The 20,027-nt window shown below is 65.7% G+C and carries 17 protein-coding genes; 9 read left to right on the top strand and 8 right to left on the bottom strand.

The genetic code is table 11. The features are described 5' to 3' along the window. Positions 1-3 precede the first annotated feature (3 nt). The 3 genes from ACVIHF_RS13710 to ACVIHF_RS13700 all read right to left on the bottom strand — a co-directional run bounded on the left by ACVIHF_RS13710 (position 4) and on the right by ACVIHF_RS13700 (position 6,039). On the bottom strand, positions 4-3,111 hold the full coding sequence (locus ACVIHF_RS13710) for an MdtB/MuxB family multidrug efflux RND transporter permease subunit (protein WP_253608829.1): 3,108 nt from the start codon (positions 3,109-3,111) through the stop codon (positions 4-6). Continuing rightward, entirely contained in the window at positions 3,108-4,415 is a 1,308-nt protein-coding gene (locus tag ACVIHF_RS13705; RefSeq protein WP_456780633.1) for an MdtA/MuxA family multidrug efflux RND transporter periplasmic adaptor subunit, read from the bottom strand. The genes ACVIHF_RS13710 and ACVIHF_RS13705 overlap by 4 nt, the downstream gene beginning before the upstream one ends. 178 nt (positions 4,416-4,593) lie before the next feature. Then, positions 4,594-6,039, bottom strand: coding sequence for a DASS family sodium-coupled anion symporter (locus ACVIHF_RS13700; protein WP_225162515.1), 1,446 nt, complete (start codon positions 6,037-6,039; stop codon positions 4,594-4,596). Between the two features lie 223 nt (positions 6,040-6,262). Between ACVIHF_RS13700 and aat the strand changes: the two genes are divergently transcribed. Continuing rightward, the gene (gene aat / locus ACVIHF_RS13695; protein WP_057019982.1) at positions 6,263-6,943 is read left to right on the top strand and encodes a leucyl/phenylalanyl-tRNA--protein transferase; all 681 of its coding nucleotides are present in this window, start codon (positions 6,263-6,265) and stop codon (positions 6,941-6,943) included. A 107-nt stretch (positions 6,944-7,050) separates the two neighbouring features. On the opposite strand, the gene ACVIHF_RS13690 is transcribed toward aat, so the two are convergent. Further along, on the bottom strand, positions 7,051-8,049 hold the full coding sequence (locus tag ACVIHF_RS13690) for a DUF2155 domain-containing protein (RefSeq protein WP_253608831.1): 999 nt from the start codon (positions 8,047-8,049) through the stop codon (positions 7,051-7,053). Positions 8,050-8,295: 246 nt separating this feature from the next. Between ACVIHF_RS13690 and ACVIHF_RS13685 the strand changes: the two genes are divergently transcribed. The 4 genes from ACVIHF_RS13685 (at position 8,296) to ACVIHF_RS13670 (ending at position 12,065) form a co-directional block, all read left to right on the top strand. After that, positions 8,296-9,075, top strand: coding sequence for an SDR family NAD(P)-dependent oxidoreductase (locus ACVIHF_RS13685; protein ID WP_253608832.1), 780 nt, complete (start codon positions 8,296-8,298; stop codon positions 9,073-9,075). Positions 9,076-9,186: 111 nt separating this feature from the next. After that, complete coding sequence (locus tag ACVIHF_RS13680) at positions 9,187-10,128, top strand: alpha/beta hydrolase (protein ID WP_253608833.1); 942 nt, start codon at positions 9,187-9,189, stop codon at positions 10,126-10,128. Between the two features lie 164 nt (positions 10,129-10,292). Then, on the top strand, positions 10,293-11,516 hold the full coding sequence (locus ACVIHF_RS13675; protein ID WP_028332265.1) for an SLC13 family permease: 1,224 nt from the start codon (positions 10,293-10,295) through the stop codon (positions 11,514-11,516). Between the two features lie 9 nt (positions 11,517-11,525). Beyond that, positions 11,526-12,065 (top strand): hypothetical protein, encoded by a 540-nt coding sequence (locus ACVIHF_RS13670; protein WP_246715851.1) that lies wholly within the window; start codon positions 11,526-11,528, stop codon positions 12,063-12,065. Positions 12,066-12,312: 247 nt separating this feature from the next. On the opposite strand, the gene ACVIHF_RS13665 is transcribed toward ACVIHF_RS13670, so the two are convergent. Next, positions 12,313-12,531 carry a hypothetical protein gene (locus tag ACVIHF_RS13665; protein ID WP_456780636.1) on the bottom strand — a complete coding sequence of 73 codons (219 nt, stop codon included), beginning with the start codon at positions 12,529-12,531 and terminating at the stop codon, positions 12,313-12,315. 122 nt (positions 12,532-12,653) lie between these two features. Next, positions 12,654-13,592: a GlxA family transcriptional regulator gene (locus ACVIHF_RS13660; RefSeq protein ID WP_310879417.1), complete on the bottom strand. Its 939-nt coding sequence runs from the start codon at positions 13,590-13,592 to the stop codon at positions 12,654-12,656. Between the two features lie 173 nt (positions 13,593-13,765). Between ACVIHF_RS13660 and ACVIHF_RS13655 the strand changes: the two genes are divergently transcribed. Then, positions 13,766-14,452: a DJ-1/PfpI family protein gene (locus ACVIHF_RS13655; RefSeq protein ID WP_456792173.1), complete on the top strand. Its 687-nt coding sequence runs from the start codon at positions 13,766-13,768 to the stop codon at positions 14,450-14,452. Positions 14,453-14,825: 373 nt separating this feature from the next. Here ACVIHF_RS13655 and ACVIHF_RS13650 read toward each other — a convergent pair whose 3' ends face one another. Then, entirely contained in the window at positions 14,826-15,236 is a 411-nt protein-coding gene (locus ACVIHF_RS13650; RefSeq protein WP_057019975.1) for an NADH:ubiquinone oxidoreductase subunit NDUFA12, read from the bottom strand. Between the two features lie 268 nt (positions 15,237-15,504). Here ACVIHF_RS13650 and ACVIHF_RS13645 point away from each other — a divergent pair, with 268 nt between their 5' ends. Further along, positions 15,505-16,053, top strand: a complete 549-nt coding sequence (locus ACVIHF_RS13645) for a BA14K family protein (protein ID WP_253608836.1) — start codon at positions 15,505-15,507, stop codon at positions 16,051-16,053. 66 nt (positions 16,054-16,119) lie between these two features. Here the strand turns inward: ACVIHF_RS13645 and ACVIHF_RS13640 are convergent, their stop codons facing one another. After that, complete coding sequence (locus ACVIHF_RS13640) at positions 16,120-17,016, bottom strand: DMT family transporter (protein ID WP_456792172.1); 897 nt, start codon at positions 17,014-17,016, stop codon at positions 16,120-16,122. Positions 17,017-17,196: 180 nt separating this feature from the next. On the opposite strand from ACVIHF_RS13640, the gene ACVIHF_RS13635 reads away from it, so the two are divergent. Both ACVIHF_RS13635 and ACVIHF_RS13630 read left to right on the top strand, forming a co-directional pair. After that, positions 17,197-17,601, top strand: coding sequence for a response regulator (locus tag ACVIHF_RS13635; RefSeq protein WP_026192708.1), 405 nt, complete (start codon positions 17,197-17,199; stop codon positions 17,599-17,601). Between the two features lie 19 nt (positions 17,602-17,620). Continuing rightward, positions 17,621-19,858 carry a CHASE3 domain-containing protein gene (locus tag ACVIHF_RS13630; protein ID WP_456792171.1) on the top strand — a complete coding sequence of 746 codons (2,238 nt, stop codon included), beginning with the start codon at positions 17,621-17,623 and terminating at the stop codon, positions 19,856-19,858. Positions 19,859-20,027 lie beyond the last annotated feature (169 nt).

The following is a 20,027-nucleotide window of genomic DNA, read 5'->3' as shown; positions in this document are numbered from 1 at the left end:
GGCTCAACGCGACCCGCTCGCCTCGCCGATCTCGTCCGCCCGCCCGGCAAATCGCAGCGCGAGGCGATCGAACCAGAGGTAGATCACCGGTGTCGTGAACAGGGTCAGCAGCTGGCTCACCAGGAGGCCGCCGACGATCGAAATGCCGAGCGGATTCCGCAGCTCGGACCCCGCGCCGCTGCCGAGCATCAGCGGCAGCGCGCCGAGCACAGCTGCCATCGTCGTCATGATGATCGGCCGGAACCGCAGCAGGCAGGCCTGATAGATCGCCTCCCGCGGCGGCTTGCCCTCGTTGCGCTCGGCATCGAGCGCGAAGTCGATCATCATGATCGCGTTCTTCTTCACGATGCCGATCAGGAGGATGATGCCGATGATCGCGATGATCGTGAGATCCTGTCCGGCCATCATCAGCGCCAGCAGCGCGCCGATCCCGGCCGAGGGCAGCGTCGAGAGGATGGTTAAAGGATGGATGAAGCTCTCATAGAGCACGCCGAGCACGATATAGACCGTGATGATCGCGGCGAGGATCAGGAACAGCTGGTTGGACAGCGAGGACTGGAACGCCAGCGCCGCGCCCTGGAAGCTCGTGATCATGCCGAGCGGCTGGTTGATGTCGGCCTGCGCCTGCTTGATCGCCGTCACCGCCCCGCCGAGCGAGGCGCCGGGCGCCAGGTTGAACGAGACGGTCGCCGACGGGAACTGGCCGAGATGCGAGATCTGCAGCGGCGCGGTCTCCACCCGCATCTTGGCCATCACCGACAGCGGCACCGGCGTCGAGCCCACCGATGACGGCAGGTAGATCGACGACAGAGAGTCCAGCGAAGTCTGCAGCGACGGATCGGCCTCGAGGATCACGCGGTACTGGTTCGAATTGGTGAAGACGGTCGAGACGATGCGCTGGCCGTAGGAATCGTACAGTGCGTTGTCGATCGTCGCCGGCGTGATGCCGAACCGCGCCGCCTGGTCGCGGTCGATGTCGACGAACACCGAAAGCCCCTGCGCCGAAATATCGCTCGTGACATCGCTGAGCTGGGGCAATTCCCGGAGCTTGTCGACCAGCTTCGGCGTCCATTCCGCAAGCTCGTTCGGATCGGCATCCTGCAGGATGAACTGGTACTGCGTCCGGCTCACCGTGCCTTCGATGGTGAGGTCCTGGACCGGCTGCATGTAGAGCGTGATGCCGGTCAGCGCCGCCGTGCTCGCCTTGATCCGGTCCATGATCGTCGAGACATTGGCCTTGCGCTGCTCATGCGGCTTCAGATTGATCAGGATGCGGCCGCTGTTCAGCGTGGTGTTGGTGCCGTCGACGCCGATGAACGACGACAGGCTCTGCACGTCCGGATCCTTCAGGATCGCGCTGGCGAGCCGCTGCTGCCGCTCGGCCATCGCCGCATAGGACACCGATTGCGGCGCCTCGGAGATCGCCTGGATCACGCCGGTGTCCTGCACCGGAAAGAAGCCCTTGGGGATAACGACGTAGAGCAGCGCCGTCAGACCAAAGGTGGCGAGCGCGATCAGCAGCACGAAGGTCTGGCGATCCAGCACCCAATTGAGCATCCGGGCGTAGATCGCAATGACGGCCTCGAAGCCTTCGCGGCTGAGCCGCTGGAAGGTGTTTTCCCGCGCCATGGCCTCCGGCTTCAGTAGCTTGGCGCAGGCCATCGGCACCAGGGTCAGCGACACCACGGCCGAGATCAGGATCGTGACCGACAGCGTGATGGCGAATTCGCGGAACAGGCGGCCGACGACGTCGCCCATGAACAGCAGCGGGATCAGGACCGCGATCAGCGATACCGTCAGCGAGATGATGGTGAAGCCGATCTGCTCCGACCCTCGCAGCGCCGCCTCGAGCGGCGACTCGCCCTCCTCGATGTAGCGCGAGATGTTCTCGATCACGACGATGGCGTCGTCGACCACGAAGCCGGTCGCGATCGTCAGCGCCATCAGCGACAGATTGTTCAGGCTGAAGCCGAACAGATACATCGCGCCCAGCGTGCCGACCAGCGATAGCGGCACCGACAGGCTCGGGATCAGCGTGGCGCGGGTCGAGCGCAGGAACACGAAGATCACAAGCACGACCAGGATCACGGCGAGCGACAGCTCATATTCGACGTCGCGCACCGAGGCCCGGATCGTGACGGTGCGGTCGGTCAGGATATTGAGGTCGATCGCGGCCGGCAGCGTGGCCTGCAGCTGCGGCAGCAGGTCCTTGATGCCCTGCACCACCGAGATGACGTTGGCGCCGGGTTGGCGCTGGATGTTGAGGATGATCGCCGGCGTCTCGTTCATCCAGGCGCCGAGCTTGTCGTTCTGCGCGCCGTCGACGACGTTGCCGACATCGCTGAGGCGGACCGGCGAGCCGTTCTTGTAGGCGATGATCAGCGAGCGGTAGTCGCTGGCATTGCGGATCTGGTCGTTGGCATTGATGGTGTAGGCGCGCATCGCGCCGTCGAAGTTGCCCTTCGGCGTGTTGACGTTGGCGTTGCCGAGCGTGGTGCGGAGATCGTCGATGTTGAGGCCATAGGCCGCGAGCTTGCGGATATCAGCCTGGATGCGCACCGCGGGCCGCTGGCCGCCGCTGATGCTGACGAGGCCGACGCCCGGCAGCTGCGAGATCTTCTGCGCCAGCCGCGTGTCGACGAAATCCTGTACCTGGGTCAGCGGCATGGTCTTCGAGGTCAGGCCGAGGGTCAGGATCGGCGCATCGGCCGGATTGACCTTGGCGTAGATCGGCGGCGCCGGCAGGTCCGACGGCAACAGATTGCCCGCGGCATTGATCGCGGCCTGCACCTCCTGCTCGGCGACGTCGAGCGAGATCGACAGGCCGAATTGCAGCGTGATCACGGACGAGCCCGCCGAGCTCACCGAGCTCATCTGGGTCAGGTTCGGCATCTGGCCGAACTGCACCTCGAGCGGCGCCGTCACCGACGAGGTCATCACGTCGGGGCTCGCGCCCGGATAGAAGGTCTGCACCTGGATGGTCGGATAGTCGACCTCCGGCAGCGCCGCGACCGGGAGAAATCTGAACGCCAGCATGCCCGACAGCATGATGGCGATCATCATCAGGGTCGTCGCTACCGGCCGCAGGATGAATGGCCGCGACGGGTTCATTTCTTCTGCCCGTCCTCGGACCGCTTGTGGTGGCCGCCTCCGGGATCAGCGCCGTCCTTACTATCTCCCTTGCTATCTCCCTTCGCCGCCCCCTTGGCCGCAGCGGCAGGGTTCGCGGCATCGGCAGCGGAGCGCACGACCACCTTCGCGCCCTCGCGCAGCTTGTCGGCGCCGTCGATCACGATGCGATCGCCGGCCGCGAGCCCGGACAGCACCTCGACCCGGTCGCCGTCGGTGACGCCGAGCTTGACCGGCCGCACCGAGACCGTGCTATCGGCGTTGACGAGATAGACGAAGGTGCCGGGGACACCGCGCTGGATGCCGGCGGTCGACATCGTCGTCGCATCCTTGTGGGTATCGAGCAGCAGGCGGACGTTGACGAACTGGTTCGGAAACAGCGTGCGCTTGTCGTTCTCGAACTGCGCCCGCAGCTTGATGGTGCCGGTGGTCGCATCGATCTGGCTGTCGAAGGTCTGCAACGATCCCTCGGCGAGCTTGTTGGCGCCGCTGCGGTCATAAGCCGCCGTCGGCAGCACCGCGCCCTCCCTCAACCGCTTCGAGACCGCCTGCAGATTGTCCTCCGGCAGCGTGAACAGCACGCTGATCGGCTCGAGCTGCGTGATCACGACGAGGCCGTTGGTATCGCCGGGCGTCACATAGTTGCCGAGATCGACCTGGCGCAGTCCGACGCGCCCGTTGATCGGCGACACGATGTGACAATATTGCAAATTCACCTCGGCCGACTTCACCGAGGCGCGATCGGCCTCCACCGTGCCCTGGTACTGCGCGACCAGCGCGACCTGGGTGTCGAGCGTCTGATGCGGCACGGCGTTCTGCGCGGCGAGGTTCTGGTAGCGGGTGAGATCGACCTGGGCGCCCTTCAGCTGCGCCTCGTCGCGGGCGAGCTGGCCCTTGGCCTGCGCCAGCGTCGCCTCGTAGGGGCGCGAATCGATCTCGGCGATCAGGTCGCCCTTCTTGACCTCATCGCCCTCCTTGAAATCGATGTTCATCAGATAGCCGCTGATCTGGCTCCTGATCGTCACGGTCGCGAGCGACGTCACGGTGCCGAGCGCATTCAGGCTGACGCCGATATCGCCCTTGCCGATCGTCTCCGGTACGATCGACATCGGCCCGGCGTTGCGCCCGCCACCGGCCTGCGGCGGCGCGGCCTGCTGCCGCGTCCACCAGACGATGCCGGCCAGCACCGCCAGCACGAGACATCCCGTCAGAAACCCCCGCCAACGCGATCCTCGCCTGGTTCGCTCGGGCGCCACAATCGACGGGTCTTTGATCTGCTGGTCCATAACCTGCCCACGAAGAAACACGAATGAGCTCGCGCGGCTCTATGTGTCCCCTGAACTCCGCGCGCGCCACATCCGACGAAGCATTTTGAAGGCTTCTGCCGGACAAAGCGCGTTAAGAATTGTAAAGGATAGCGGCTCTTCCCGGTCGGCCGCTGTTTCTCGCTGGATTGTGGCTATTTTACCCGATCATTTGTAACCAAGGCAACACGATCAGCAACAATCCGGCAAAGTAGATCAGGCCGAAGATCAGCCCGAATTTCCAGAAGTCGCCTTTGCCGATATAGCCGCTGCCGTAATACATCGGCGCCGGTCCCGTGGCATAGGGCGAGATCACGCCCATCAGGCCCAGCGAATACACGCAGAGCAGCATCAGGGTCTGCACCGACAGGCCGGGAATGCTGGAGCCGACGGCGAGCACCACCGGCAGCACCGCGGCGGTATGCGAGGTGATGCTCGAGAAGAAATAGTGGATCCAGAAGAAGAAGGTGACGAGCAGGATCATCCCGACCATCGGCGACGTGCCGGAAAGCGGCTTGGCATAACCCTCGGCCACCCATTTGATGAAGCCGATCTCGTTGAGGCCGGACGACAGCGTGAGCAGCGAGGTGAAATAGAAAAATACCTCCCACGCACTCTTCTCCGCGACGATGTCCTCGAACGCGATCACGCCGGTCAGCAGCATCAGCGAGATCACGACGAACACGACCGTGGTCGCGTTGATGAAATTCGAGCCGAGCAGCGGCACGCTGATGTTGGGGTTGGAGCCGCAGATCCACAGGAACATCGCGAGCACCACCAGCACCGCCATGATCCATTCGTGCCGCGACGGCGGCCCCATCTTGGCGAGCTCGCCCTCGCTCCAGGTCACGATCTCGGGGCTCTCCTTGATCTCGGGCCGGCAGACCAGATAGCTGAGCAGCGGCACCAGCAGCAGCAAGAGGATCCCGAGCGGCGCGAAGCCGATGAACCATTGCGACCAGCCGACCTCGATGTTGACGAGCTTCTTGGCGATCGAGAGCGCGGCGGCGTTCGGCGCCAGCGCGGTCAGGAACAGCGAGCTGGTGACGGCCGTGGTCGCGAACGCGGTCCACATCACGAAGGTGCCGATCTTGCCCGCGGTCGGGCCGGGCTCGGAGCCGTAGATGCGCGGGATGTTGCTGACGATCGGATAGATGGTGCCGCCGGAGCGCGCGGTGTTTGAGGGCGTCGCCGGCGCCAGCACGAGATCGGAGAACGCCACCGCATAGCCGAGCCCGATGGTGCGGCGGCCGAGGCCGCGCACCAAGAGCAGCGCCAGCCGGCGGCCGAGCCCGCTCTTGCGATAGCCGATCGAGAACACGAAGGCGCCGACGATCAGCCACACCGTGCTCTCGGAAAAGCCGCCGAGCATCCAGCGCAGCGATTTGTTCGGGTCGTGCTCGACATAGCCGCCGATGCCGGCGACCGTCAGGCCGATCAGACCGACCGCGCCGACCGGCATCGATTCAAGGATCAGCCCGGTGATCACGGCGGCGAACACCGCGAAATAGTGCCACTGATTGGCGTTCAGCCCCGAAGGCACCGGGACCAGATAGATCACAAGCCAAACCAGCAACGGCGCAAACGTCCGCCATGACCATTTCATGCAGCGTCCCCCTCACCTGTGTCGATTGTCGGGCGCGCAAGCCGCCGTGTCCCGGCAGCGCCGCCATCTTTTTGTTGCAATCTAGCACGACCGCGCAGTCCGTCTCGGGAAACTGCTGCGGAACGGCGCGGCTTGTGGAGGAACCAGCGCGTTTCGTCAACACGTAGCGTCCCGGTGGCAGCCCCCATCGCAAGACCGCCCGCGCTTTGCTATCCTTGGCGGTATGACGTCACGCGACTCCGCCTCCTCCGAGATCACGCCCGAGGTGCTGCTGCGCGCCTATGCCTGCGGCATCTTCCCGATGGCGGAGAGCGCCGACGATCCGACCCTGTTCTGGGTCGAGCCGGAATTGCGCGGCGTGATTCCGTTCGACGGCTTCCGTGTCGCCTCCCGCCTGGCGCGCACCGTGCGCTCCGATGCCTTCACGGTCACCGTCGATACCGCGTTCAAGGCCGTGATCGCCGGTTGCGCGGCGCCGCAGCCCGGCCGCGACGACACCTGGATCAACAGGCGCATCCGCGATCTCTATGTCGGGCTGTACGCGTCGGGCCATTGCCACAGCGTCGAGGTCTGGCAGGACGACAATCTGGTCGGCGGGCTCTACGGCGTCAGCCTCGGCCGCGCCTTCTTCGGCGAAAGCATGTTTCACACCACGCGCGACGCATCGAAGGTCGCGCTGGTGCATCTGGTGGCGCGGCTGATCGCGGGCGGGTTCGAACTGCTCGACACGCAATATGTGACGGAGCACCTGAGGACGTTCGGCGCGATCGAGATCTCGCGGCGCCGCTATCGCACGCTGCTCGACAAGGCGATCACGGGCGCGCCGGCGGATTTCCGCAGGCTCGACGCCACCCAGCCGGTCAAAGGTGCCGACGCGCTGGCAATCATCGCCGAACGCAATTGAACGGTTGATCGCGTAGCCCGGATGAAGCGAAGCGCAATCCGGGACAAGTCTGTCCGCGGAGAGAAACCCGGATTTCGCTGCGCTTCATCCGGGCTACGCCGTGCTTGCTAGTTCCCAAACAATCCGCCGAACAACCCGCCCGGCCGCTGCTGTTGTTGGGGCGGGGGAGGTGGCGGCTGCTGCTGGTATTGCGGCTGCGGCGGCGGACGCGGCGCGGCCTGCTTCGGCGGCGCGCGCTTCTGGGCCGGCGGCGGCGGAGGCGTCGGCGCCTTCGGCGGATCGGGCGCGGCGGTCACGATGGTCTGGTCCGGCCCTTTGCAGTCGGTCAGCCAGATGTCGTAGATCGGATGCTCGACGCCGTGCAGGCCGGGGCTCGCCGCGAACATCCAGCCCGAGAAGATCCGCTTCACCTCGCCCTGCAGCGTGATCTCGTCGACCTCGACAAAGGCATCGGTGTTGGCGGCTTCCGTCGATGGCCTCGTGTAACAGGCATCGGTCTTCACCCGCAGCGCGCCGAACTGCACGGTCTCGCCGATATCCTCGTCGAAATTGATGATGCGCCCGGTGATCTTGTCGAGACCGGAGAAGCTCGCCTTCTTGTTGGTGATCTTGGTCGACGGCGGCTCCTGCACGACCTCGTCGCCCGGCTGCAACGTGGCAGGCGTCTGCGGCGGGGTGCCTGGGGGCGTGCCCTTGGGACGCTGCCCCGGCGGCAGCGGGTTGGCGCCGGGCGGCGTATTGGCGACGGCGGGACCGCCGGGTTGCGGCGGCTGCACTGCGACACCGGGCTGGGTGCCCTGCGGAGCCACCGTCGAGCCCGGCGGCGGCGCCAGCGGCTGCGACTGCACGCTGCCGGGCGGCGGCACCGCCTGGCCTGGCGGCAGCGCCCGCGGCTGTGTCGGCAGCAGACGGCCGCGCGGCAATTCCGGCACTTCCTCGTCGTCGTCGCTGGGAGGAGCCGGCTGACCACGCGGGATCGAGCCGGGCGGACGCGGCGCGGGATCGGAGAAAATCGTTCCGATCTGCGCGCGCGCGGGCGGCGCAAGCGAGATGGTTGAGGCGGCAACCAGGGCCGCAAAGCCAGTCAGGGCAACGGTTCGAAGCATCTCGCGCGGCTTTAAAGGGCGAATCGGGCTCGCGACAGTCTACCTTGATATCGGCCGCTCGCAGGCCACCGGTTAACACGCCGAATACGGCGGGGAAAGGGCACCCGGCCACCTCTCCCCGGTCCACTGGGCAGCCTCTGGTCACTCCTGGGAACACGTGTGATAGTCCTCACGCTGAAGGCACGCCGCCGCGCGTGAAAACCAGGAAAATCCGGATCGAACCGGACCAGCCAGAGGAAACCCACCATGCCCGATCGCATCAGGCTCGACGGCCGGGTCGCCGTCGTCACCGGGGCTGCCGGCGTCATCGGAACCGCCTCGCTCCAGCTGCTCGCCGAACGGGGTGCGCGGATTGTCGCAGTCGACCGCAAGGGCGCCGATCTCAAAGCCGCCATCAAGGACCTGCCGGCCTCGGCCGAGGCCCTCGCAATCGAAGCCGACGTCACCGACGAGAACGAGGTCAAGGACTATGTCCGCGCCGCCGTCGACCGCTTCGGCACCATCGATGCCTTCTACAACAACGCCGGCGTCGAGGGCGACATCAGGCCGATCCCCGAATATTCGCTGGAGAGCTTTCGCCGGGTGCTCGACGTCAATGTGGTCGGCGTCTTCCTCGGCATGAAGCATGTGCTGCCGGTCATGCTGAAGCAGAACAAGGGCAGCATCATCAACACCGCCTCGATCGCCGGCCTTGTGGGATCGCCGATGATCGCGGTCTACAGCGCGAGCAAGCACGCGGTAATCGGGCTGACCAAGAGCGCGGCCTGGGAATGCACCGGCACCGGCGTGCGGGTCAATTGCGTCTGCCCCGGCATGATCGAGAGCCGGATGCTGAGCACGATCCTGCAGGGCCGCTCCGGCGGCAACGCGCCGCCGCCGATCGAGAAGATCGTCGACCGCATCCCGGCGCGCCGGCTCGGCCTCGCAAGCGAGGTCGCCTCCATTGTCGCTTTCCTTGCCTCCGACGAGGCGAGCTACGTCTCCGGCTCCGCCTACACCGTCGACGGCGGCCGCACCGCCGCCTGACACGACCGTCATTCCGGGATGGTGCGCAAGCACCAGACCCGGAATCTCGAGATTCCGGGTTCGATGCTTCGCATCGCCCCGGAATGACATCACCAAAAGAAGGTCCCCCCAATGCCCGTCGTTCTCGATCCCGATGCCGCTGCCGTCTACAAGGCGTTCCAGGAGGCCGGCCGTCCCGCCTACGAGACGCTGACCGCGCCGGAAGCGCGCGACTATTACCGAGCCGCCCGCGTCGTCTCCAATCCCGAGCCGCCCGCGCTGCAATCGAGCAAGCCGCTCGCGATCCCGGCGCCGCACGGCACGATCCCTGCCCGCATCTACACGCCGAACACGCTGCGCAAGAAAGACGGGCTCGCGCCCTGCCTGGTGTTCTTCCACGGCGGCGGCTGGGTGATCGGCGACCTCGATACCCATGAGGTGGTTTGCCAGAAGCTTGCCCATGAGGGCGAGCTGATCGTGATCTCGATCGATTATCGGCTCGCGCCCGAGCATCGTTTCCCTGCCGCGGTCGATGACGCCATCACCGCGACCCGATGGGTCGCCGCCAATGCCAGGGATCTCGGCATCGACGCCGCGCGCCTGATCGTCGGCGGCGACAGCGCCGGCGGCAACCTCGCGGCGGTGGTTGCCCTGACCGCCCGCGACGGCGGGCCGAAGCTCGCGGCCCAGCTGCTGATCTATCCCGCGACCGATTTCTCGCGGAAGCATCCCTCGCATCGCGAGCCCGAGACCAGCATCCTCCTGACGCATTCGGTGATCGGCTGGTTCGCCAACCATTATCTCGGTGACGCCGACAACAACGACTGGCGTGCCTCGCCGGCGCGCGCGAAGGACTTTGCCGGCTTGCCGCCGGCCTATGTGCTGACCGCCGGCGCCGATCCGCTCCGCGACGAAGGCGACGAGTATGCGAAATTCCTCAAGGACGCCGGCGTGCCGGTGACCTATCGGCATTTCCCCGGCCAGTTCCACGGCTTCTTCACCATGGGCAAGCTGCTCAATCAGGCCAATATCGCGGTGACCGAGATCAGCGCCTGGCTGAAGACGCTGGGCTGAGCAATCGGACCCGCGGCGACGTGGCTGGCGTCGTTCCCGATCGGGGCTCGCGAGCGCATCGCGAGCCTCTTGCGGCGTTAGTGCGCCTTGAAGTTCCCCACGCCGCGCGATAGTGCCGCCGTCAGCGCTTCACGCCGCCGGGCACTCCAGCCATCGAGATCGTCTTGCTCACGCCACTCCTCGTCTACGGTATCCCGCTCGATTTCATCCTGTTCGCGCTGACGCTGCTCGGCGTCGCGATCTTCCATCACCACACGCTCGCGGTGGCGCTGACGGGCCTTGCCGCGATCGTCGCCTACAAGCTGCTGTTCGCGGGCTTTGCGAAATTCGGCGCGGGCCTGCCCGGTCTCGCGCATCACATGGAGCATGAGTGGGTCACGCTCGCCAACCTGTTTCTGCTCCTGATGGGCTTTGCGCTGCTGTCGCGCCATTTCGAGGAGAGCCGCATTCCCGACGAGATGCCGGCGCTGCTGCCCGATGACTGGAAGGGCGGACTGATCCTGCTGGTCATCGTGTTCGTGCTGTCGGGCTTCCTCGACAATATCGCGGCCGCGCTGATCGGCGGCACCGTGGCCCGCCACGTGTTCCGTGGCCGCGTCCATATCGGCTATCTCGCGGCCATCGTCGCCGCATCGAATGCCGGCGGCGCCGGCAGCGTCGTCGGCGACACCACGACGACGATGATGTGGATCGACGGCATCAGCCCGCTCACGGTCGTGGAGGCATATGTCGCAGCCATCGTCGCGATGCTGGTGTTTGCGGTGCCGGCCTCGCTGCAACAGCACCGCTTTTCGCCGATCGTGAAGGATGCACCGTCCGGCCTCAGAATCGACTGGGCGCGGGTTGCGATCGTGGCCGTGATCCTGCTCGCCGCGCTGACGGCCAATGTGACGGCCAATCTGAAGTTCCCCGCGCTGCTCGATACGCTGCCCGTGCTCGGGCTCGCGGTCTGGGCCGCGATCCTGGTCACCTCGGTGCTGCGGCGGCCGGACTGGTCGGTGATGCCCGAGACGCTGAAGGGCACCGTCTTCCTGCTCGCGCTGGTGACGGCGGCCTCGATGATGCCGGTGGAGAAATTGCCCGCCGCATCGTGGCAGACCGCGCTCGGGCTCGGCTTCGTCTCGGCGGTGTTCGACAATATTCCCCTGACCGCGCTGGCGCTGAAGCAAGGCGGCTATGACTGGGGCTTCCTCGCCTACGCGGTCGGATTTGGCGGGTCGATGGTCTGGTTCGGCTCGTCGGCGGGCGTTGCGGTGTCCAACATGTACCCGGAAGCCAAATCGGTGGTCCGCTGGATCACCCAGGGCTGGCCGATCATGGCGGCCTATGTCGTCGGCTTCTTTGTGATGCTCGCACTGCTTGGCTGGCATCCCGACGCGCCACATTGACGCAACACAATGCTGCAGCGCACAATTGCGCTTACCTCAAAACTGTGGAAAATCGAGACAATTCCGTTGACATTGCTAAACTCCATTCGCCGTAACAAGTTATGGAGAGTTCGCATGAGTGTTAGTGCAGAAGTCCTCGCCCGCGCTCCGTCGGAGCAGATGGAGGACGAAATCAACACGGTGACTTCGCATCGACCACGCAGCAACATCCGGCCCCTCTCACCGATGCCGGACTATGTCGAGCATCGCAACGGCGTCAACGAGGTGGGCAAGCTGTCGGCCGAGGCGGTCGTGCGCGAATATGAAGCGGCGGTGAAAGAGATCGAGGCCCTTGGATCGGAACTGCAATTGGCCGCGAAGAACTGCGAGGTCATGGTCGCAGGCGTTCATGACATGATCGCCGAGATCAAGGAGTTCGCTGCCGGTTACCGCGATCAGGGCAAGCGTTTCTTCCTGCAGATCGAAGCCGTCTCGTTGATGACCGCGGAGGTCAGGGATACCTGCGAAGCACTCAAGAAGAAGATCGCAACCGATACATTGGGCCAGTGATCTTTCGGTTGAAGCACGGTTCGTGATCAGAGCATCCGTGGATCTCTGCGATCGTGGGCTGATCCTGTATTGGTGAATGACTGCGCTATTCCGGCGCGGTGGAACCGTTAGTTCTATTCAAGACCAAGTCGCTCAAGACTAAGTCGTTCAACATCTTGCCCCGCTTCGGCGGGGCATTTTTTGTTGCGAGACGAGTGATCTCTGCACGGGCTGCGTCCTCGAACCGGCCGGACCTCCGTCCATGCCCTTAACGTGCGTCAGTTGCACGCCCGGTCATGTCCGTTGCCGGAGGCAAATCGGATATCGCGGACCAGCGATCGCTGAAATCCCTGGCCGGGAGCGCGTCCGTGCCGGCGACGGCAATGCCGTCGGTCCGGGGCGCGTGCGACTTGATGGTCGCGGCGGTCGCGGTGACAGCCAGCAGGGCGACAGCCACGAACCCGGTAATCGTTCGATGCTTTGTCATTAGAACCTCCTCGGGTCCCCAATGCCCACTTAACGTGGGTCACGGGAACCCTCGCCAGGTTCATCACTGCAAAGACAACATGGATCGGGTGAAATCGGACAACGAGCTTGTCCCAAACTCGCCTACCCTGCCCGCGCCGCACGCCGCAGTGATTGCGGCGGCTGGCCGAAGGCGCGGATGAAGGCGCGGCGCATCCGCTCGGGATCGCGGAAGCCGGTGATCTCGGCGACGCGCTCGATCGCCTCGCCCGACGACTGCACGCGCTGCCGCGCGACTTCGATCCTGAGCCGCTCGACCGCTTTCGATGGCGTCGTGCCGGTCTCCGCGATGAAGGCGCGGGTGAAATGCCGCGAACTCATCCCGGCCTTGTCGGCGAGGTCCTCGACCGTCAGCGGCGCATCGAGATGCTCGCGCGCCCAGGCGAGCAGCGGCCCGAACCGGCCGTTCGGCGTCTTCAATTCCAGCAGCGAGGAAAACTGCGACTGCCCGCCGCTGCGCCGATGATACAGCACGAGTTGCCGCGCGGTGTTCTGCGCGACCTCGTCGCCATAGTCCTCGGTGATCATCGCGAGCGCGAGGTCGATGCCAGCGGTGATGCCGGCCGAACTCCAGATATTGCCGTCACGCACGAAGATCTGGTCCGGCTCGAGCTTGATCTTCGGATAAGTCTTCACGAAATGCGGCGTGCGCTGCCAATGCGTGGTGGCGCGGCGGCCGTCGAGCAGGCCCGCCTCGGCCAGCACATAGGCGCCCGAGCAGACGCTGGCGACGCGAATGCCACGGCCGGCCATCCGCCGCACGAATGACAGCGTGGCTGGACAGGTCGCCGGCGTGCGCACGCCGTTGCCGCCCGCAATGATCAGCGTCGTGATCGCCGTCGATGGCTTGAGGCCGCGCGCGAGCATCTCGACACCGGACGAAGAGCGCACCGGTCCTGCCTTCACCGCAAGCGTCCTGATCGCTGGCGCGTTGTTGGCGAAGCGCGCCGCGATCTCGAAGGCCGCGATCGGCCCGGCCGCGTCGAGCAGCTGGAAGTCGGGAAAGATCAGGATGCCGATCATCGCCAAATCCTCGCAGGTGACGTTACTTTCTTGGCGATCCTCTCTCAGGAGCCTTGCGTCTCTTGGGAGCCTTGCTTCAGGAGACCTACGTCCGAAAATGAGGGAAATACGCCATTTTGGACGAGAGGCCATCATGACATCGTGGTTCCGTCAAGCGCTATTTGGAGCCCCCGATGACCGAACCCCTGCAGATTGGATTGCTCGTCTTCCCGAAGGTGACCCAGCTCGACCTGACCGGTCCGCTGCAGGTGTTCTCCTCGGTCCCCGGCGCCAAGGTCCATTTGATCTGGAAGCGCATCGAACCCGTTCCGACTGATTCCGTCATGGTCCTGACGCCGACCACGACCTTTGCCGACTGCCCGCAGCTCGACGTGATCTGCGTGCCCGGCGGCTTCGGCACCGACGACATGGTCGGCGACGAGGAGATGCTGGCCTTCCTGCGCAAGCAGGCCGAGGGTGCGAAATACGTCACGTCGGTCTGCACGGGATCGCTGGTGCTCGGCGCGGCCGGCCTGCTCAAGGGCTTTCGCGCCACCACGCATTGGAGCTCGATCGATTTCCTGTCGGGCTTCGGGGCCATTCCGACCAGGACGCGCGTCTGCGTCGACCGCAACCGCTTCACCGGCGGCGGCGTCACCGCGGGCATCGACTTCGCGCTGACGCTGGTGTCGGAGCTCGTCGACCGCAAGACCGCGGAAGCGATCCAGCTCAGGCTCGAATACAACCCGGCCCCGCCGTTCAACGCGGGCTCGCCGGAGACCGCACCGGCCGAGATCCTCGCTTTCATGAAAGAGCGGATCGCGCCGTCGCAGGCGCGCCGCGCCGACTTGATGGGCCGTGCCGCGGCACGGCTGTCCTGACCTGATCGCCGCAAAGAAAAAGGCCGCCCGGTTTCCCGAGCGGCCCTTCCTGTCTCACGGTAGCCTCACATTTGCGGGCGATTTCAGGACGTCTGTACCGGGGGCCTATCTCCCGGCCGCATCCAACTCGGAGGCCGCTGCACATCGGGACAGTCGCGATCTGGAGCCCGATCCGACGCGATGGTTTCCCATCTCCGTAAGATGGCCCTATTGAGCCGCGAACCCGCGCCCGGCGCAAGCGGGCAGCATCGGCTGCGGCCCATCTGTCCCCGCTGTTACCGTTGTTCACAGGCGCGCGCTTGCGCTGCCGGGCGCGTGTGCGATGCACGCGCGTCGTTACGCACGTGCACGTCAGAACAACAATGCGTGAAAGTCAGCTTCCCGGCGTCCAGGCGTGATAGTCGCCGGTCGCCTTGGGGCGGCGGCCGCTCGCCAGCGTCGAGCCGGACGGGCGGTAAGCCTGCGCGGTGCCGGTCAGGTTCGGCAGATGCGGCTTCTCCCATTCGCGCGCCTGGTAGCTCTCCTCGGTCGGCGGCACATCAACCGTGTGATGCAGCCAGCCGTGCCAGCCGGCCGGAATGCGGGAGGCTTCGGCGTAGCCGTTGTAGACCACCCAGCGGCGCTCGAAATGCAGCGTCGGGTCGATCTCACCGCCCTTGGTGCGGTAATAGCGGTTGCCCTGCTCGTCCTCGCCGACCAGTTCGCCGAATCGCGAGGTCCACAATTGCGTGCCAAAGGTCTGGCCATTCCACCAGGTGAAGAATTTCAGCAGGAATTGTTTCATGCGTGGCCGGTCGTCGGTTCGATGCTATGGGCTCTGATGCCACCTCATTCCCCAAATGTCCAGCCGCCGCCAAGGTAGCCCCGCACCCCTCGGACAGCCCCCGGTTTATGCACCCAGTTGGCGACCAAATGACGCGCTCACGAGGAGTTTTGTTCAGCTGCCATACATGAGCCGCCGGCTACGCGAAGATGACCCACAATCAATGTGGAGCACGGGAACGTCCGACCACAGAGATGGTTAGACATTCACCGTTTTGATGGAGTCCAAAATGATCAATATGAAGGTTCTGAGCACCGCCGCGGCTCTGGCGCTTGCGCTGCCGTTGGCTGTGGCGCCGACCGTTTCGTTCGCCCAGTCTGCCGCACAGATGGGTGCGATGGGCGGCGGCGGTGGCCACGTTGGTGGTGGCGGCGGTGGTGGCTTTGGCGGCGGCGGCCGCGGAGGTGGCATGGGCGGCGGAGGCGGCGGCTGGCACGGCGGCGGTGGCGGCGGTCACTGGGCCGGTGGTGGCGGCGGCGGTTGGCGCGGCGGTGGCGGCTGGCACGGCGGGTACCATCGTGGCGGCGGGTTCTGGCCCGGCGCGGTGGCCGGTGCGGTCGTCGGCGGCGCCCTCGCCTCGGGCGCGTATTACGGCTCCGGCTATGGCTACGGCCCCGGCTATTATGACGACAGCTACGGCTATTATGATGAACCGTCTGTCGCCGTGGAGGTGCCGAGTGGCGGCGGCGCCAGCTACTGCGCGCAGCGCTACAGGTCTTACGATCCGGCCTCGGGCACCTATCTCGGCTACGACGGCCGGCGGCATCCCTGCCCGTAATGAAGGCCTGAATTCTTGATTGCAAAAGGGCGGCGCCAGCGCCGCCCTTTTTGATGTACGCAAGTCTTATGTGCGCAAGGCGACCGCGACGGCCGCGAACGTCACCACGAGCGCTGCGATATCGCTCGCATTGAGCGGCTCGCGCAGCATCGCAGCTGCCGCGAGCACGCCGACGACGGGGACCAGCAGCGTGCCGATCGACGCGGTCGCCGCCGGCAATCGCTCGAGCGCCGCAAACCAGCAGACATAGCAAAGGCAGAACTGGATCAGCGTCATGTAGATCATCGACGCCCAGCCGAACTGCGACAGCGCGGCGAGCTGCGGCTGCTCGATCATGATGCCGATGATCGCGATCGGCACGCAGCCGATCGCAAGCTGCCAGGCCGCGAGCGACAGCGGCGGCATCGCGAGCTTGAACGATTTGGTCATCACCGTGCCGAGCCCGACACAGAGCGCGCCGGCGAGCGCGAACAGAATCCCCGGCAGCTTGCCGAGGCTTGCGTCGATGCCGCCGCCGCCGATCAGCGCCGCGATCCCGGCGAGCGCCACCGCAAGCGCAAGCGCACGCGGCAGCGACACGCGCTCGCCGAGCACCGGCCAGGCCACCAGCGCGACCCACACCGGAATCGATATCCCGAGCACAGCCGCCTCGCTGGCCCGCAGCCAGATCAGCGCGAGGCCCATGGACGCGACCCAGCCGCCGATCGACAGTGTCGACACCAAAGCAAGCCGCAACCACATGCCGTCGGGCACGCGCAGCGTCTGTCCCCGCATCAGCGCGACCAGACCGAGCGCAACCGCGCCGACCACGCCGCACAGCCCGCGCGCGGACAGCGGCGGCCACTCCGTGAGCAGGAACTTCATGATCGGGAAGTTGAGTCCCCAGCCGATCGAGGCAACGACCAGGAATGCGAGGCCAAGCGGTGACAGCGGGGCGCGGCCGGCGACGGGAACTGCAGTCATGGACCTGTCGTAAAGGGGATGGACAAATACAGGTGATGTGTCACGGCTAGCTGGAAATCTGCTTGTCAGCAAACAGCATATGCATTCTATGATACAGACTTTCCGTCCAGGTTCCGCCTTAATTGACGAACAGGCCAAGCGAGTCGCCGGCACGCGAGGCCGTTAGAAAGAGGATGCATCGTGCCGAGCGTTCTCGTGGTTGATGACGACCCGATGGTGTGCGTTGCCATCGAGGTGTGTCTGCAACGCCAGGGCTTCGAGGTCACCGTCGCCGATGGCGGCGAAGCCGGCATGCGCGCGCTGGAGCAGGCCACCTTCGATGTCATGCTGGTCGACGTCTTCATGCCGCATATGCGCGGGTTCGAGGCGATCCGCGTCTTCCACGAGCGTGCCCCCGATATTCCCGTCATCGCGATGTCCGGCTATGCCTTCGCCAATGCCGATCGCGCGCCGGACTTCCTGCGGATGACGATCGAGCTCGGCGCGTCCGCCTGCCTGCGCAAGCCGTTCACCCCGCAGGCGCTGATTGCCGCCGTTAACGAATGTCTTGCGAAGTATGCACCTTCCGCTCGTCTTTCGAAATAATTGCTCGTACTAATCGTCGATGGCTTCCCAGCGTCTCATTCTCGGCAGCGGCCTTGCGATCCTCCTCGTCATCAGCGCGGCGTCGATCGGATTGGACGTCAAGTCGCGCAGCGAGATTGATTCGGTCGACCGCACGCTCAGCATCCTGAAGCGCATTTCGGACGCGCGTCAGCTGCCGCGCAGCGTCGAGAGCGGGGCGCGCGGTTTCGCGCTGACCGGCGATGCGTCCTTTGCCGACGAGTTTCGCGAGCAGAGCGCAGCCCTCACCGCGGCCTTCGACGATCTGATGGCGGCGGTGACGTCGGCCCCCGAGGAGGCGCAGCTGATCACGGGCACCAGGGTCGAGGTCCAGCGTGCCATTGCGCTCGGCGCCGAGCTGATCAGGTTGCGCAGCGCGGGCGACACGGCCGGCGCCGCGGCGCTGGTCTCCGCGGGCGAGAGCCGCGCGCTGACCGACAAGGTCGGCGCGGCGCTCGACCGCCTGGTCACCGAAGAGCGCCGCCTGCTCCGGATTCGCACCGACCAGTCCAAGACCAATGGACGGCTGCTGCTGATGATCGATCTCGCCGGCGTGGCGATGATCCTGCTGCTCGCGATCGCGCTAACGGTGACGGCCCGGCGCGCCAGCCGCGAACTGCAGGGCGCGCTCAGCGCGACCAAGGCGACCAATCTGTCGCTCGAGGGCAAGGTCGCCGATCGCACCAAGGATCTCGGTGCCGCGCTCGAAGAGCTCCGCCGTTCCACCTCGGTGATGGAAACCACCTTCCGCACCATGGCGGAGGCGGTGCTGGTGATCGACAGCGCCGGCACCGTGCTGCTGTCGAACCCGGCCGCCGAGAAGATGCTGCGCTACAAGCCGGGCATGACGGTCCGGCAGCTACGCGCCATGAGCAACGTGTTCCAGTCCGACGGCGTCACGCCGATGCAGGCCGACGACATGCCGTCGGCCAGGACGCTGCGCGGCGAGGAATTCGACGGGCTGGAATTCGTCGCCAAGCCGGTGCGCGGCGCGCCGGAGATTCACCTCGTGGTGTCGGGCCGGCCGCTGCGCGATGGCGACGACACCATCACCGGCGCGGCGCTGATCTATCACGACATCACCGCCTCGCGCGAAACCGAGCACAAGCTGCAGCAGGCACAGAAGCTCGACGCCATCGGCAAGCTGACCGGCGGCGTCGCGCACGACTTCAACAACATGCTGACGGTCATCACCGGCACCACCGAGACGCTGGTCGACAGCCTGCGCGCCCAGCCGCAGCTCGCGAAAACCGCCGAGCTGATCGACCGCGCCGCCGAGCGCTGCCGCGAGCTGATCCAGCATCTGCTCGCCTTCGCGCGCCGCCAGCCGCTGGAGCCGCGCACCGTCGACATCAACGGCACCGTGGTCGACATCGCCAAGCTGCTGCGGCCGACGCTCGGCGAGCAGATCGAGATCAATTCGGTGCTGGCGCCCGATGTCGCCAGCGTCCATATCGATCCGTCGCAGCTTGCCAACTCGCTGCTCAACATGGCGATCAACGCCCGCGACGCGATGCCGAACGGCGGCAAGCTGCTGTTCGAGACCAGCAACATCGTGCTCGACGACGCCTATGCGGCTGTCAATCCCGACATCACGCCGGGCCGCTACGTGCTGCTCGCGGTCAGCGACACCGGCACCGGCATGTCGCACGCGGTGCAGGACAAGGTGTTCGAGCCGTTCTTCACCACCAAGGAAGTCGGCAAGGGCTCCGGCCTCGGCATGAGCATGGTCTACGGCTTCGTCAAGCAGTCCGGCGGACATATCAAGATCTACAGCGAGGAAGGCCACGGCACCACGATCAAGCTCTATCTGCCCCCTGCCCGCGGCCAGGTCGAGGTCGAGGCGCCCCCGCCGGAGCCGGTGCGGCGCGGCAGCGAAGTCATCCTGGTGGTGGAAGACGACCAGCTGGTGCGCAACTACGTCGTCACGCAGCTAGGCGCGCTCGGCTACAAGACCATCGCCGTGCCCGACGCCCGCGCCGCGCTGGCGCTGGTCGACAAGGGCGAGAAGTTCGACCTCCTGTTCACCGACGTGATCATGCCCGGCGGCATGAACGGCCGCCAGCTCGCCGACGAGGTGCAAAAACGCCGCCCCGGCATCAAGGTGCTCTACACCTCGGGCTACACCGAGAACGCGATCGTGCATCACGGCCGCCTCGACGAAGGCGTGCTGCTGCTGGCCAAGCCCTACCGCAAGGCGCAGCTCGCCAGCATGCTGCAGCAGGCGCTCGGCGAGTGAGGTGAGCTAGACCAGCGCGATGGATAAGGTCGGGTAGCAACCACAACGGCGCTTTGCTCCCTCGCCCCGCTCTTGCGGGGAGAGGGTTGGGGTGAGGGGCCGTCTCCGCGCATTCGCTGCTAGCTGCGTCTGCGGAGACTCCCCCTCACCCGGAACGCATCTAACGATG

Source organism: Bradyrhizobium sp. USDA 4506 (assembly GCF_054058795.1).
Note: the sequence above shows the minus strand (reverse complement) of the source record. Positions and strands in the feature narration are given on the sequence as shown.

Bases quoted from the DNA above. Each gene is read 5' to 3' on its own strand.
- ACVIHF_RS13710 (WP_253608829.1), bottom strand. From the start codon at position 3,111: ATGAACCCGTCGCGGCCATTCATCCTGCGGCCGGTAGCGACGACCCTG.
- ACVIHF_RS13705 (WP_456780633.1), bottom strand. From the start codon at position 4,415: ATGGACCAGCAGATCAAAGACCCGTCGATTGTGGCGCCCGAGCGAACC.
- ACVIHF_RS13700 (WP_225162515.1), bottom strand. From the start codon at position 6,039: ATGAAATGGTCATGGCGGACGTTTGCGCCGTTGCTGGTTTGGCTTGTG.
- aat (WP_057019982.1), top strand. From the start codon at position 6,263: ATGACGTCACGCGACTCCGCCTCCTCCGAGATCACGCCCGAGGTGCTG.
- ACVIHF_RS13690 (WP_253608831.1), bottom strand. From the start codon at position 8,049: ATGCTTCGAACCGTTGCCCTGACTGGCTTTGCGGCCCTGGTTGCCGCC.
- ACVIHF_RS13685 (WP_253608832.1), top strand. From the start codon at position 8,296: ATGCCCGATCGCATCAGGCTCGACGGCCGGGTCGCCGTCGTCACCGGG.
- ACVIHF_RS13680 (WP_253608833.1), top strand. From the start codon at position 9,187: ATGCCCGTCGTTCTCGATCCCGATGCCGCTGCCGTCTACAAGGCGTTC.
- ACVIHF_RS13670 (WP_246715851.1), top strand. From the start codon at position 11,526: ATGCTGCAGCGCACAATTGCGCTTACCTCAAAACTGTGGAAAATCGAG.
- ACVIHF_RS13665 (WP_456780636.1), bottom strand. From the start codon at position 12,531: ATGACAAAGCATCGAACGATTACCGGGTTCGTGGCTGTCGCCCTGCTG.
- ACVIHF_RS13660 (WP_310879417.1), bottom strand. From the start codon at position 13,592: ATGATCGGCATCCTGATCTTTCCCGACTTCCAGCTGCTCGACGCGGCC.
- ACVIHF_RS13655 (WP_456792173.1), top strand. From the start codon at position 13,766: ATGACCGAACCCCTGCAGATTGGATTGCTCGTCTTCCCGAAGGTGACC.
- ACVIHF_RS13650 (WP_057019975.1), bottom strand. From the start codon at position 15,236: ATGAAACAATTCCTGCTGAAATTCTTCACCTGGTGGAATGGCCAGACC.
- ACVIHF_RS13645 (WP_253608836.1), top strand. From the start codon at position 15,505: ATGATCAATATGAAGGTTCTGAGCACCGCCGCGGCTCTGGCGCTTGCG.
- ACVIHF_RS13640 (WP_456792172.1), bottom strand. From the start codon at position 17,016: ATGACTGCAGTTCCCGTCGCCGGCCGCGCCCCGCTGTCACCGCTTGGC.
- ACVIHF_RS13630 (WP_456792171.1), top strand. From the start codon at position 17,621: ATGGCTTCCCAGCGTCTCATTCTCGGCAGCGGCCTTGCGATCCTCCTC.